Annotated in this window: 12 protein-coding genes; 7 read left to right on the top strand and 5 right to left on the bottom strand. The window is 67.9% G+C overall.

All coding sequences use genetic code 11. The features are described from left to right. Positions 1-20 precede the first annotated feature (20 nt). Entirely contained in the window at positions 21-1,289 is a 1,269-nt protein-coding gene (locus ACE3RX_RS13300) for a TolC family protein (RefSeq protein WP_374484396.1), read from the top strand. On the opposite strand, the gene ACE3RX_RS13295 is transcribed toward ACE3RX_RS13300, so the two are convergent. Further along, a complete protein-coding gene (locus tag ACE3RX_RS13295; protein ID WP_374484392.1) occupies positions 1,280-1,666 on the bottom strand; it encodes a VOC family protein in 387 nt (128 codons plus the stop codon). The genes ACE3RX_RS13300 and ACE3RX_RS13295 overlap by 10 nt on opposite strands. A gap of 202 nt (positions 1,667-1,868) precedes the next feature. Here ACE3RX_RS13295 and ACE3RX_RS13290 point away from each other — a divergent pair, with 202 nt between their 5' ends. From ACE3RX_RS13290 to ACE3RX_RS13270, 5 genes are all read left to right on the top strand, one after another. Next, positions 1,869-2,564 (top strand): helix-turn-helix transcriptional regulator, encoded by a 696-nt coding sequence (locus tag ACE3RX_RS13290; protein ID WP_374484388.1) that lies wholly within the window; start codon positions 1,869-1,871, stop codon positions 2,562-2,564. A gap of 82 nt (positions 2,565-2,646) precedes the next feature. Next, positions 2,647-2,973 carry a YkgJ family cysteine cluster protein gene (locus ACE3RX_RS13285; RefSeq protein WP_374484384.1) on the top strand — a complete coding sequence of 109 codons (327 nt, stop codon included), beginning with the start codon at positions 2,647-2,649 and terminating at the stop codon, positions 2,971-2,973. 187 nt (positions 2,974-3,160) lie between these two features. Continuing rightward, positions 3,161-5,443, top strand: coding sequence for a TonB-dependent receptor (locus ACE3RX_RS13280; RefSeq protein WP_374484381.1), 2,283 nt, complete (start codon positions 3,161-3,163; stop codon positions 5,441-5,443). Positions 5,444-5,497: 54 nt separating this feature from the next. Then, positions 5,498-6,178 carry a Fe2+-dependent dioxygenase gene (locus tag ACE3RX_RS13275; protein WP_374484379.1) on the top strand — a complete coding sequence of 227 codons (681 nt, stop codon included), beginning with the start codon at positions 5,498-5,500 and terminating at the stop codon, positions 6,176-6,178. Next, on the top strand, positions 6,175-7,287 hold the full coding sequence (locus ACE3RX_RS13270; protein ID WP_374484377.1) for an alpha-hydroxy acid oxidase: 1,113 nt from the start codon (positions 6,175-6,177) through the stop codon (positions 7,285-7,287). Before ACE3RX_RS13275 ends, ACE3RX_RS13270 begins: the two co-directional genes overlap by 4 nt. A 7-nt stretch (positions 7,288-7,294) precedes the next feature. Here ACE3RX_RS13270 and ACE3RX_RS13265 read toward each other — a convergent pair whose 3' ends face one another. Further along, positions 7,295-8,215: a LysR family transcriptional regulator gene (locus ACE3RX_RS13265; protein WP_374484375.1), complete on the bottom strand. Its 921-nt coding sequence runs from the start codon at positions 8,213-8,215 to the stop codon at positions 7,295-7,297. Positions 8,216-8,311: 96 nt separating this feature from the next. Here ACE3RX_RS13265 and ACE3RX_RS13260 point away from each other — a divergent pair, with 96 nt between their 5' ends. Beyond that, positions 8,312-9,082, top strand: coding sequence for a sulfite exporter TauE/SafE family protein (locus tag ACE3RX_RS13260; protein WP_374484373.1), 771 nt, complete (start codon positions 8,312-8,314; stop codon positions 9,080-9,082). Between the two features lie 7 nt (positions 9,083-9,089). Here the strand turns inward: ACE3RX_RS13260 and ACE3RX_RS13255 are convergent, their stop codons facing one another. From ACE3RX_RS13255 to ACE3RX_RS13245, 3 genes are all read right to left on the bottom strand, one after another. Then, positions 9,090-11,111 carry a methyl-accepting chemotaxis protein gene (locus ACE3RX_RS13255; RefSeq protein ID WP_374484369.1) on the bottom strand — a complete coding sequence of 674 codons (2,022 nt, stop codon included), beginning with the start codon at positions 11,109-11,111 and terminating at the stop codon, positions 9,090-9,092. 159 nt (positions 11,112-11,270) lie between these two features. Then, positions 11,271-12,320 carry a patatin-like phospholipase family protein gene (locus ACE3RX_RS13250; RefSeq protein ID WP_374484367.1) on the bottom strand — a complete coding sequence of 350 codons (1,050 nt, stop codon included), beginning with the start codon at positions 12,318-12,320 and terminating at the stop codon, positions 11,271-11,273. 94 nt (positions 12,321-12,414) lie between these two features. After that, positions 12,415-13,812, bottom strand: a complete 1,398-nt coding sequence (locus ACE3RX_RS13245) for an efflux transporter outer membrane subunit (protein WP_374484365.1) — start codon at positions 13,810-13,812, stop codon at positions 12,415-12,417. Between the last annotated feature and the right edge of the window lie 153 nt (positions 13,813-13,965).

Here is a 13,965-nt window from a genome sequence, read left to right as displayed (position 1 = left end):
TGTTCAACATCCGTGGGCGAATGAATTCGCCCCTACTGGTGGTGCTCTTCCCTCTTGCGGCCCTCGCCGGCCCGGCCGCTGACGCGCCGGACCTTCCGCCCCAAGCCCAGGTGACCAGCGTGCTGCGCAGCAGCCCGATGGTCAGCGCCGCCGGCGCCATGCTGGAAGCCGAAGAGGCACGCAGCCGGCGCCTCGCCGCCGGCCCCCACGAATGGACACTGCGGGTCACTGAGCAGCAACGCCGCGTGCGCACGACACCGGCCGAACGCTTCAACGAAGTGGACGTGGCGCTCGAACGTGCGCTGCGCCTGCCCGGCAAGGGCGAGCTGGACCGCCAGCTCGGTGCCGCGGGCGTCGCCAGCGCCAAGGTCAGCCGCGGCGACGCGCTGCACGAGGCCAGCCGGGCGCTGTTGTCCGGCTGGTTCGACTGGCTGCGCGAGCAGTCCAGCGCCGAGCAATGGCGCAAGCAGCGCGACGTGCTGGCCCGCCAGGCCGGCGTGGTGAAGCGCCGAGTCGAACTTGGGGATGCCCCGCGCCTGGAAAGACTACAGGCCGACGCCGCGCTGGCCCAGGCCGAGGCCCAGCTGGCCCAAGCCGAAGGACGCGCCCAGGTGGCCGCCGAGAGCCTGCGCCGCCTGTATCCCGCGCTGAACCTGCCCGACAGCGTGCCCGAAGTGGCGCCGGAGGCGATCGAGCAGGATCCCGCCAAGTGGGTCGCGGCGATCCTCGAACACAACCATGAGCTGGGCGTCGCCCGCTCGGAGAGCCTGCGGGCGCGCATCGGCGCGACCCGTGCCGAAGCTGAACGGCGCCCCGACCCGAGCGTCGGCGTACGTGTCGCCCGCGAACGGGACGGCGAGGAGCGCCTGGTCGGCCTGACCCTCAGCCTGCCACTGCCCGGCGAAGGCCGCCGTGCCGATGCAGACGCCGCCGTCGCCACCGCCCAGGCCAGCGCCCACCGGGAGGCCGGCATCCAGCGCCGCATCGAGGCTGAGGCCGCCGCCCTGTACCGCCGCGCGACCGCAGCCCGCGCGGGCTGGCTCGGCCAGCAGGCCGCCGCCGACGCGCTAATGCGCAGTGCCGACCTCAGTGAACGGGCCTGGCAGCTCGGCGAAGGCAGTCTTTCCGACACCCTCAACGCCCGCCGCCTGGCCCACGAGACGCGCCTGGCCGCCAGCCTGGCCCGCCTGGACGCGAGCGAAGCCCGCTACCGCCTGCTCCTCGACGCCCACCAGCTGTGGGCGCTGGACATGGACGACGACGAGCACGGCGAGCACGATCACCCCTGAGCGGCGGCACCCGGCGAGTGCAGCCCGATGCGGTTGCCCTCGCTGTCGGCGAACATCGCGATATAGCCGATCTCCGGACTGATCTCGGTCTTCGGCAGCAAGACCTCCCCGCCCGCCTCCACCGCCCGGGCCAGCGGCACCGCGAGGTCGTCGCCCCCGTCCAGATAGATCAGGATGCCTTGTTCGCCAGGCCGGGCCTGCGGCGCGGCCAGCAAGGCCCCGCCGGTCGCCGGCTCGACGTAGGGAAAAACTGCCATCTGCATGCCATGCATCTCTTCACGGCGCAGGCTGACCGCGAAAGTCGCCTCGTAGAAACGGACCGCCCGCTCCAGGTCGGCGACGGGGATTTCGAACCAGTTGATCAAAGTCTTGGCCATGCTGTGCTCCTTCATGCGGATTGATTGGAGCCGCCATTCTGGCCACCTGCTCCTGACAACCTTCCGTCAGTAGCCCTGGCGTAATCAACCACACGGCGCGGTATCCTGACAGCCTTATGTCAGTAGCCTCAGTGACCGACCGACGCACCTGCCGGGTTGCGCGGGGCACAGTCTGGGGCCGTCCTTTTTCCGGAGTCTCTGCATGCGTCGCGCCGACCGCCTGTTCCAGATCGTCCTCCTCCTCGACCGCGGCCGGGCGGTCACCGCCCGTGAGCTGGCCGAGGCTCTGCAGGTGTCCGAGCGCACGGTCTATCGGGACGTCGCCGATCTATCCCGCTCCGGCGTACCGATCAGCGGCGAAGCCGGCGTCGGCTACCTGATGCGCCCTGGCTACCGCCTGCCTCCGCTGATGTTCGACGCCGACGAACTCGCCGCGCTGGCCCTCGGCAGCCGCATGGTGCGCAGCTGGGCCGACCCCGAACTCGGCCGCGCGGCGGAGCGTGCGCTGCTGCGCATCGAGGCGGTCTTGCCGAAAAAACTGCGCGATGATCCGTCCCGCGATGCGCTGCTCGTACCCGGCTTTCACGTCCCCGACGCGATGCGCGCCCCGATGGCCGAGTTGCGCGAAGCCATCTCCGCCCAGCGCAAGGTCAGTGTCGCCTACACGCGAGCCGACGGCGCAGGCAGCGAACGGGTCATCCAGCCGCTCGGCCTGGTGTTCTGGGGCGAAGCCTGGACGCTTGGCGCCTGGTGCGAGCTGCGCGGTGAGTTCCGCAGCTTCCGCCTCGACCGCATCCGCAGCGTCGCCGCCCTCGACAGCCATTTCGACGGCGCAGGTATGCTGGCGCGCTACCTACTGGCCGTCCAGCAAGAGTCGACCAGGCAGCGCACCGAGTGATCCGGAGGCGCTCCACAAGGCCTACCGGGCATGCCAGAATCGCGGCCCACAACAGCCTGTTCCCACTTCTCGACGACGTCCGATGAGCACCGCCGACGCCAACCCCTGCCTCGACTGCGGCGCCTGCTGCGCCAGCTTCCGCGTGTCCTTTTACTGGTCGGAAGCCGAGGCCCGCGGCCTCCCAGCGGCGCTGACCGAGCAGGTCAATCCGTGGTTCAGCTGCATGGCTGGCACCAATGACGCCCGCCCTCACTGCATTGCCCTGTCCGGGCAGGTCGGACAAAAGGTGGGCTGTACCGTCTACGAGCAGCGCCCGGAGCCGTGTCGGGAAGTCCAGGCCGGTGACGGGCAATGTGCCAAAGCCCGTGCCCGCCACGGCATGACGCCGCTGTCCGGCCTGCCGGGCTAAGTCCGGCCCTACGGCAATCCGTCAGTAAGCTGTCGACGAGCTTGCACACAATTGCGAACAACTCTCATTTGCGTTAAAGTTGCACACAGATCCTTCGGGCAAGCCAGCCATGCGCTAGCCAAGCCAGCCAGCCTCAGGTCCTGAATTCCACCGCCCCACCGGGCGACATTCATCCCAGGAGGCCAAATTGGCACGCACTAAAACCCGTCACCAGAGCTTTCACCCCCCGCACTGCACCACTGCCCCGGAGCAAGCCACCAGCAACACCGCCGAACGCGCCATCCTGCCCCTCGGCGCGATGATGTTCGCCGCCTCGATGAACGGCTGGGCCCAGACGCCCGCCGCCGAGGATGACGTGAAGACCCTCAAGCCGGTAGTCGTGAAGGCCGCTGCCGAAGCCGAACAGGGCAAGGACAGCCTGCGTACCACCACCACCCGCATCGGCAAGGGCCAGCAACAGTTGCGCGATATTCCCCAGTCGATCACCGTGGTCACCGAGAAGCTCATCGACGACCGCAAGATCGACACCGTGAAGGAAGCCCTCAAGGCCACCGCCGGCATCACCTTCCTGGCGGCCGAGGGCGGCGAGGAAGATATCCGCATGCGCGGCTTCCCGATCAACACCACCGGCGACCTGTTCATCGACGGCATGCGCGACCCGGCGTTCTACGACCGCGACACCTTCAACCTGGACCGCCTCGAAGTGCTGCGCGGCTCCGCCTCCATGCTGTTCGGCCGCGGCTCCACCGGCGGCGCGGTCAACCAGGTCAACAAGCAGGCCCAGCTGTACGGCGAGAACCAGGTCGACGTGACCCTCGGCAGCCACAACTACCGTCGCGCCGTCGCCGACCTCAACGTGCGCACCGGCGACAACGAGGCCTTCCGCTTCAACGCGATGCGCACCATCGCCGACAACAACGGCGCCGGCGCCAGCATCGACAAGCAGGGCTTCGCTGCCGACTACCGCTGGGGCATCGGCACCACCGACGAATTCGAAGTCGGCTACTACCACCTCGACAACAAGAACGGCATCAACTACGGCCTGCCGTGGGTCCGCCCGACGGCCACCTCGCCGGTATCATCCACCGGCATGCTGCCGCTCGATCCCAAGACCTACTACGGGATGGCCAGCGACTACAACAAAGGCACCGCCAACTACGCCACGCTGATCCACACCCACCGCTTTTCCGCCGATACCGAGCTGGTCACCAAGTTCCGCAAGGGTGACTTCCAGCGCGACCAGCGGGCCAGCTCCCTGCGCTTCGCCGCCGCCGCGCTCCAGCCCGGTAGCCTGGCCGCCAGTCTGGCCACCCTGAGCGACGGCACCGTGGTGACCCGCGGCACCAACCTCAAGATGCAGAGCATGGAGAACTTCTTCGCCCAGAGCGACCTGTCCTCCAAGTTCAACGCCTTCGGCTTCAAGCATGAAGCACTCACCGGCGTCGATTTCGCGTGGGAGCGCAAGCGGGTCTACGGCGCGCTCAACGCAGCCCAGGGCGGCGTGGTGCCAGCCAAGGCCAATACCACCATCGGCACGCCCTTCGATGGTGCCACCGTGGACGAGAGCATCCGCAGCATCGCCAAGAGCAGCGAATTCGAGAGCCTGTCCGGCGGCCTCTACGCCCAGGACCTGATCCAGGTTGCCGATCACTGGAAGCTGCTCGGCGGCGTCCGCTACGACGCCATGTCCGGCACCTACGACCAGTTCAATCTGACCACCAAGGCGATCACCAACTTCCAGCAATCGATCTACAAGTGGAGCCAGCGGGTCGGTGCGCTTTACCAGCCGAGCCCCCTGCAGTCCTTCCACCTGTCCTACGCCAACTCGTTCAACACGTCCGGCGACACCTACTCGTACAGCACGCTGAACGAGAACACGCCGCCTGAGAAGAGCATGAACCTGGAGCTCGGCGCCAAGATCGACTCCGCCGACCGCCGCTTCAGCACCCGCTACGCCCTGTTCCGCTCGGTCAAGCTCAACGAGCGCAACACCGACCCGCTGATCAACCTGTCCGTGCTGTCCGGCAAGCGCCACTCCACCGGCGCCGAATTCGACTTCACCGGCCGCATCACGCCGCGCTGGGAACTGTGGGGCTCCTACATGTGGATCTGGGACGCCGAGATCGACAAGGGCGCCCCGGACGGCGAAGCCCAGGGTTCTCGCCCGTCGCTGGTGCCGAAGCATTCGGGCTCCTTGTGGTCCACCTACCAGTTCACCGAGAAACTCCGTGCCGGTGGCGGCGTCAACTTCCGCAGCAAGATGACGCCCAACCGCAACCCGGGCTGGTACTCGGAAGGCTATGCGACGGCTGACCTGATGGCGGAATACGCGGTGATCCCCGAGAAGTTCATCCTCAAGGCCAACGTCACCAACATCACCAACAAGCTGTACGCCGACTCCCTCTACACGTCGTTCTACGTGCCCGGGGCTGGCCGGCTGTACATGCTGACCTCGACCTTCAAGTTCTAGGTCGCCCCCACGGGCGGACATCGCGTCCGCCCGCTTTCCTTACGGGAACCCGCCATGCTCCTGCAGATACCGGACGTCCTCAGCCGCGACGAAGTCCGCCAGGCCCGCCAGCTGCTGGCCGACGCGCCCTGGACCGACGGCCGCGAAAGCGCCGGCCCCCAGGCCGCCCAGGTCAAGAACAACCAGCAACTGCCCCACGACTGCGCCGCCGCCGAGGCGATCCGCGGGCTGGTCCAGAGCCGCGTCGAGCGCCATCCGCTGTTCCTGACCGCCGCACTGCCGAAGAAGATCTTCACTCCCCGCATCAACCGCTACGGCGGCGACACGCCCTTCTACGGCGCCCACGTGGACAACGCCGTCCGCTTCACTGCCGACGGCCAGCGGGTACGCACCGACGTCTCGTGCACGGTGTTTCTGTCCGATCCGGACGAATACGACGGCGGCGAACTTCAGGTGCAGGACACTTACGGCAGCCGCAGCGTCAAGCTGCCGGCCGGCCACGCCGTGCTCTATCCCGGCACCAGCATCCACCAGGTCACGCCGGTCACCCGCGGGCGCCGCATCGCCTGCTTCTTCTGGATCGAGAGCATGGTGCGCAGCGACGAACAGCGCCGCCTGCTGTTCGACCTGGACATGGCGCTGATGCGCCTGCGCCAAAAGCACGGAGAATGCGACGAAGCGGTCGCCATCACCGGCACTTATCACAACCTCCTGCGCATGTGGACCGACACGTGAACGCACCGCGCATCGACACCCTGCCGCCCGGCGTAGTCAGCCTCGGCGACCACGAAGCCCACGCCCGCAGCGTGCTCGACGCCAACGCGTGGGCCTACTTTGCCGGCGGCGCCGCCGACGAGCTGAGCCTCGCCGACAACCGCGAAGCCTGGAACGCCCTGCACCTGCGCCCCCGCGTACTGCGCCCACTGGCCGGCGGCCATACCCGGGTGCCGCTCCTCGGCCGCGAAATGGCCCACCCGATCCTCCTCGCGCCGGTGGCCTTCCAGCGCATGGCCCATCCGGACGGCGAACTCGCCACGGCCTGCGCCGCCGCCGCCCAGCGGGCCGGGCTGGTGCTCAGCACCCAGGCCAGCCTGCCGCTGGAGAGCATCGCCGACGCCGTCCGCGACGACCCGGACCGCGGACCGCTGTGGTTCCAGCTCTACCTGCAACACGACAAGGGCTTCAACCTGGAACTGGTGCGCCGCGCCGAAGCCGCCGGCTACGAAGCCCTGGTACTGACCGTGGACGCGCCCTGCCACGGCGCCCGGGACAGGGAGCGCCGCGCCGGCTTCCGCCTGCCGCCGGGCGTCCGGGCGGTGAATCTGGACAGCCTACCACCCCGCCTCGCCCGTCCCCTTGCCCCTGGAGCCAGTGGCCTCTTCGACGATCTGCTGCTCGACGCGCCGGGCTGGGACGACGTCGCCTGGCTGCAGGCCAACACCCGCCTGCCAGTCATCCTGAAGGGCATCCTCGATCCGGAGGACGCCCGAGAAGCGGCGCGCCTGCAGGTCGGCGGCCTGATCGTCTCCAACCACGGCGGACGCACCCTCGACACCAGCCTGCCCACCGCCACCGCACTGCCGTCGATCGTGCATGCGGTGGGCGACAGCCTGCCGGTGCTGGTGGACGGCGGCATCCGCCGCGGCACTGACATACTGAAAGCGATGGCCCTCGGCGCCAGCGCAGTACTGATCGGCCGGCCCTACATCTTCGGCCTGGCCAATGCCGGCGCCCTCGGTGTCGCCCACGTGATCCGCCTGCTGCGCGACGAACTGGAAATCGCCATGGCCTTGTGCGGCTGCCGCACGCTGCAGGACATCCCGCCGACCCTGCTAGTCGCCTGAACCACGCCTACCAGGAAGACGTTTCGTCCGCCTCCGGCCGGTAGGCGGCAAAACGCTCGGCCAGGAAATCCACGAAAACCTTCACCTTTGCGCTGAGCAGGTGACGCTGGGGGTAGACGGCGTGGATGTCCGCCACCGCCCCGACCCAAGGCGCCAGCACGCGCCGCAGTTCGCCGCTGCGCAGATGCGGCGCCACGTCCCATTCCGAACGCAGCACGATGCCGTGGCCGGCCAGCGCCCAACTCACCGCCACTTCGCCATGGTTGCTGCTCAGCCCACCACGCACCTTCACGGTGATCTGCTTTTCTCCGTTGGCCAGTTCCCAGCTGTTATAGGCGCGGGTGTTCTCGCGGATCACGATGCAGCGGTGACGGGCCAGCTCCTGCGGATCGGCCGGCTCGCCACTCGCCGCCAGATAAGCCGGCGATGCACACAGCAGGCGCCGGTTGGCGGCAATCCGCCGGGCCAGTACGCGGGTATCCGGCGGTGCGCCGAAGCGTACCCCGACGTCGGTGGCGGTCGCAGTCAGATCCAGCGGCCGGTCGGTGAGTTGCAGGATCACCTCCACCTCCGGGTAGCGCAGCGCGAAATCGGCAATGGCCGGCGCCAGGTGGCAACGCCCGAAGCCCAGCGTCGCATTCACGCGCAACAGGCCACGGGCTTGCTCGCGGCTGGCCGACAGGCCACGCTCAAGGGTTTCGATGTCGCGCAGGATCCGCGCGCCTTCGTCGAGGTAGCGCTCCCCTTCCGGCGTAAGGCTCTGGCGCCGCGTCGTGCGATTGAGCAGACGCACGCCGAGGCGCGCCTCCAGCGCCGCCAGACGGCGGCTCACCGCCGGCGGGGTGACGCCCAGTTCGGCCGCAGCAGCAGCCAGGCTGTCCTGGCGGGCGACGACGGCAAAGAAGGCCAGATCGGATGAATCCTGCATTCGTGCGTTTTAGGTACGGATCAAATTAACTCTAAGGCATTGTATCTCCGGTAGCACGCCTTAAGATGGGTTCCGGATTTTCCGTTCCGAACCACCATGCCCATCCCTGAACTCCTCGCATTTCTTCCAGCCCTGATCCTCGGCGCCGCCCTCGGTTTCTTCGGCGGCATGTTCGGCATCGGCGGCGGCATCATCGCGATCCCGCTGTTCGTCATCGGCTACGGCATGGAGCAGCCGCTGGCCCAGGGCACGGCGCTGGTGATGATGGTGCCCAACCTGATGGTCGGCTGGTGGCGCTACAGCCAGCGCCACCCGGTGCCCTTCCGGCGCGCGCTGGCGATCGGTGTGATCGCCATGCTCACCACCTGGGGCACCGCGCATTTCGCCAACGCGCTGGACCCGGCCACACTGAAGATACTGTTCTCGCTGTTCCTGCTGGCCATGGCGCTCAAACGCATCGTCCCCGGCCGCTCCCGCGGCGCCGCCCCAGCACCGCGGGTAGACGAACGCCATGTACCTCTGGTCGGACTGCTCGGCGGCAGCAGCATGGGCCTGCTCGGCATCGGCGGCGGACTGGTCGCCACGCCGCTGCTGACCGGTCTGTTCGGCCTGCGCCAGACCGTTGCCCAGGCCTTCGCGCTGGCTCTGGTCACCCCCAGCTCGCTGATTGCACTGCTCGTCTATGCAGGCGCCCACCGGGTCAATTGGACGATGGGTCTGCCGATGGCTGCCAGCGGGCTGTTCACCGTATCGGCCGGGGTGGCCTTCGCCCACCGCCTGCCGGAAAAGACCATGCATCGTGCCTTCTCTGGCCTGCTGCTGCTCAGCGCCCTGTGGATGCTGGTCAGCCCGCTGGTGATGGGCTGAGCTCGGGTCACACGCGCAGTCGCCCGACCTCGCTTTCCAGATCACGGGCGACCCGCAGCAGCTCGGCGGCCTCGCTGCGATTGGAGGCCGCCGACTGGCTGGTTTCAGCGACCGAACGGGCCACCGAGTCGATGCCGCCAGCGATGGTCTGGCTGGCCTGGGTCTGCTCCCGCGTCGCACGGGCAATGTCGGCCACAGCCTGGGAAGTGCGCTCGGCGCGCTCATGGATGGACTGCAGCGCCTCGCCAACCTGGCGCGAGGCCACTACGTTGCGATCCACCTGCTCCACCGCCTTGCGGGCGGAATTGGCCACCGAGGCCACGCCATCTTGAATGCTGTTGAGGATGGAATCGATCAGCGACGCGGACTGGCCGGACTGCTCGGCCAGCTTGCGTACCTCGTCAGCCACCACCGCGAAGCCACGCCCCTGCTCGCCAGCGCGAGCGGCCTCGATGGCGGCGTTGAGGGCCAGCAAATTGGTCTGCTCGGAAATGTCGCGGATCGCGTTGAGCACCCGATGAATCTCCGCAGACTGCTGGCCGAGTTGCTCGACCTGCGTTGCCGCAGCCTGCACGGTGCGCGCGGTTTCATTGAGCTGATCGACACTGCTCTGCACCGAGCCGACGCCTTCCTGCACCGCCCGTGAGGTTTCCTGCGTCAGTTCCAGCGCATGGGATGCATTGCTGGCCACCTGTTCGACGCTGACCGTCAGCTGCTCGGTGGTGCTGGCCATCGCGCTGGCGGAATCGCTCTGCCGACGGGTCGCGTCCCCAAGCGCCTCGGACGCCGCGGACATGTTCTGCGCGGTGCGCTGCAGGTGATCGCTGGTCTGGCGGATGCTGCCGCTCAGCGTGCGCATGGACTCCGCAGCCGTGTTGATGCTGCTGCCGATCAGGTCGATCTCGCTGCGGCTATGGGCATCCACGTCTGCGCGCACGGTCAGGTCGCCACTACCAAAGCGCGACACCAGTTCGGCCAGGTGTGTCAGCGGCTTGAGGCGCAGGCGCAGGAAATAGCCCAGCGCCAGGATCAGCAATGCCCCACAGGCCACGGCCAGCAGCGCGATATCGTTGCGCAGCCCATTGGCGTCCTCGACAAACTCGTCCACCCAGGAGCCACTGGCCACCATCCAGTGCAGGTCAGGCAGTTCGCGGATGACCACCATCTTGTCGGCCTCCGGATCACCCCACTTGTAGACCAGCGTACCGTTGCGCTTCTCCACCAGGCTCTTGATGATGCCCTGGGTGCGCGGGTCCAGGTCGGCCAGGGACTTGCCCTCGAACTTGGGGTGATAGATGAAGCGCACATCCTTGGCGTCACCGGTGGGTACCGACACGATGTACGGATAGCCGGTCTTGCCGACACGGATCTGCGCCAGCTTTTCCTTGATCAGTTTGACGTTGCTCTCCGCATCGACGCGCATCGTCACCGCGCCGATCACGTTGCCGGCAGCATCCTTGAGCGGATTCGCCGCCAGCACGAACATCTTGCCGTTACGCTCGATGGCGCCCAGGTAGGGCTTGCCGGTCAGCAGGACGGACGGATAGTCACCCGCGGCGCCGACCTTTTCTCCGTGCCGGTAGTTACCGTCCTTGCCTTTCAGCAGGGTCACCGCGCGGTAGAAGCTGTCGCCCTTGCGCACCAGGAAGGACGGCTCCCGATCCTCGTAACGCTTGGAATAGTCCTGCAGTATCGCCACATTGGCGCTGACGACGGTGCCGCCAATAGCCAGCTCAGGCAGGGCCTCGCTTCCCATCTGGATATCGCGGCCGGTCAGGTGCGGCGTTCCGGGCACGCTGGCGGCAAACTGCACGACGGCATCGGCAGCCCGCGCCTTCAGGGCGTCCTGGGCATAGGCCAGCATCGCGACGGTCATGTCTGCCTGCTGGGCCAGGGACTCCTCTGCCTTCTTCAACGCACTCTGGCGCGACAAAACAGCAACGGTGGCGACCAGAACGACCACCATCAGGGCGATACCAAGGGTGCACAGCAGGACGACCTGCCGGACCAGGGGCTTGTGCTTGAGCATGTCTCTTTATTCTTTTGTTGGCGTTTGTCGGGTCTCTCTGCCCGCAACTGCGCGGCATACCCTGCAGTCAGGGAGAGCTTGCCGATAACGGCTCAAAACGGGTTGTCTTGAGACTGCAATAAACGCAAACGGTCTTTTTTCATACTCCCAGCCTGCAGCTCAGGCAAAGACTTCGGCCAACTTGATCGACGGACGCACGCCGACGTCCTGGCGATGGGAACGGATCCAGCGCGCAGCCCGGGCCCGCCCGAGGTCGCGCAGTTCGGTCAGGAAGGCCCGCGTGGCGTTGAGTTTGCTCGCAGTACCGGCATCCACCAGTTCCTCGGCCTCCACCATGTGGAAGCGCAGACGGGTCAGCTTGCGCTCCAGCCGCCCCTGAGGCAGCCAGTTGCTGCCTTCCTCGATGTAGCTGCGGGCGTGGGCGATCATCCGCATCTCGCGCAGGAAGGTCGTCGAGAAACCCAGTTCCATGCTGCGTGCCGCGATTTCTTCTGCGCTGCGCGGCGCCTCCGGACGCACCAGCGGATTGAGCAGCACCAGCAGGATGTCCGGCGTGGCGCATTCGTACATCAGCGGATAGATCGCCGGATTGGCGGTGAAGCCGCCGTCCCAGTAGTCCTCCCCGTCGATCTGCACCGTGTGATGCAGGGTCGGCAGACAGGCCGAGGCGAGCAGCGCATCCTCACTCAGCTCGTGGGTATGGAACAGACGGACCTTGCCGGTACGCACACGGGTCGCGGCGATGAACAGCTTGAGCGGACAGTCCCGGCGGATACGCTCGAAATCGAACTGGGCACGCACCACATCGCGCAGCGGGTTGAGTTCGAAGGGATTGAGCTGGTAAGGCGAAAAGACCTTGGTCAGGCCCATCATCATGCCCACCGGCCCCGGCAGCGAGCCATCGCCGGCGGGATTGAGGCTGTGCAGCAGGTCCAGCTCGAACGGCGTGGTATCGGACACCGCCTCCCAGAACGCCGCCAGGCTCTCCCGCGCGCCCTCTGCGCCGCCTCGGGTCCAGCCCTGAGCCAGCGCGACGGCGTTCATGGCGCCGGCGCTGGTCCCACTGATGCCGTCGATCTGCCAGTCGTCTTCCAGCAGGCGGTCGAGCACGCCCCAGGTGTAGGCGCCATGCGCCCCGCCGCCCTGCAGTGCAAGGCTCAATGATGGAGACGCGGCGACGTCCCGGCTCTTCCAAAGCTTCTTCAACATGGACGGAATACCTCCATTCAGGTGCTGCGGCCCGTATTGCTGCACCGCAGCATACATGATGGACGTCCGTCGATGACGAAAGTTCGCGCTTAACTCAGTTGCGCGCCTCCGGCAGCTTCCCGCCCACCCCACCACCGGCGTTCTTTGCCAGCAGCACCGCCGCCACCAGCCGGCGCGCCGCCAGATCGCTGGCGCTGCGCTGGGCGCTGAGGTGTGTGGCTTGGGCGGTGACGACGTTGAGATAGCTGACGGTGCCGGCCCGGTACTGGTTGAGGGCGATGGCCTCGGCCTCGGCAGCGGCGGACACGGCGGCGGCCTGCTCGACGCCGGCCTCCTCCAGCACGCGCACCGCGGCGAGGTTGTCCTCCACTTCCTGGAACGCCGCCAGCACGGTCTGTCGGTAGGTCGCCACGGCCTGCTCCCAGACGCCGACAGCCTGGCCCACCGCGGCCTTCTTGGCGCCCGCGTCGAACAACGTCGCCACCAGCGTCGGGCCGAGGGACCAGTAGCGGCTCGGCACGGTCAGCAGATCCTCGATCTGCGAGCGGCGAAAACCGGTGGATGCGGACAGGCCGAGCACCGGGAAGCGCGCCGCCTGGGCTGCGCCGACAGCCGCGTTGGCGGCGGCCACACGACGCTCGGCGGCGGCGATGTCGGGGCGCCGCTCAAGCAGCGTGGACGGCAGCGTCAGCGTGACCGGCGCGGCGGCAAGCGGGCCCGCCACCGGCGGCAGCGCAAAGCTGGACGGCGCCTGGCCGATCAGCACCGCGATGGCGTGCTCATACTGGCTGCGCGACAGGCCGGCATCCAGCGCCGACGCGCGGGTGCTGCGCAGCTGGCTTTCCGCCTGGGCCACGTCCGCCTTGGTGGCGACGCCGGCGGCGTAACGGTTGCGGGTCAGTTCAAGGGAGCGCTCGTAGGCCGCCACCGCCGCGTCGAGCAGCGCCTTCTGGCGGTCCGCCGCGCGCAGCTGGAAGTAGGTCTGGGCCAGCGTCGCATGGGCAGACAGGCGGGCGGCAGCGAGATCCGCCTCGCTGGCCTGCACCCGCTCGTCGGCCGCCTCCACGTTACGGGCGATGCGCCCCCACACGTCGGCCTCCCAGCTGGCGGTGGCGCCAAGGCTGAAGCTGTTGACCGGCGGCGCGTTGCCGGCGCTGGCAGTGGACGCCGCGCTGGCCGAGCGCGTCGCGCCGAAAGTGCCGTTGATGGTCGGGAACCACGACGAACGGGCCGAATCGGCCAGCGCCCTAGCTTGGCGGTACTGGGCCTCGACGGCGCGCAGGTTCTGGTTGGAGATGTCCACCTTGGCCTGCAGGCCGTTGAGCACCGGATCGCCGAACACCGTCCACCAGGTATCGCCGGAAACCGGGTCCTGCGGGCTCGCCGGGCGCCAGTCGCCGGCCGCCTCCTTGAAGGCCGCGGGGGTTTCCACCGTCGGCCGCACGTAGTCGGGGCCGACGGTACATGCGGCCAGGAAAAGGCAGGGCAACACGACCCGTAGGGGCGAATTCCTTCGCCCCCGGCGCGTGATAAAAACCGCTAGGGCGGATGTTTTAGCCCCCCCACCCCCATTGCCCCCCGAGTTTTTGCCCAGTGGCGCCCCCCCAGCGGGACGCTTCCCGACAGGGTCGACCGCCAGTTGGGC

It is taken from the genome of Zoogloea sp. (assembly GCF_041914405.1).
Classification (GTDB): domain Bacteria; phylum Pseudomonadota; class Gammaproteobacteria; order Burkholderiales; family Rhodocyclaceae; genus Zoogloea.
The sequence above is the reverse complement of the archived record's forward strand: the minus strand, read 5'-3'. Positions and strand labels throughout refer to the sequence as shown.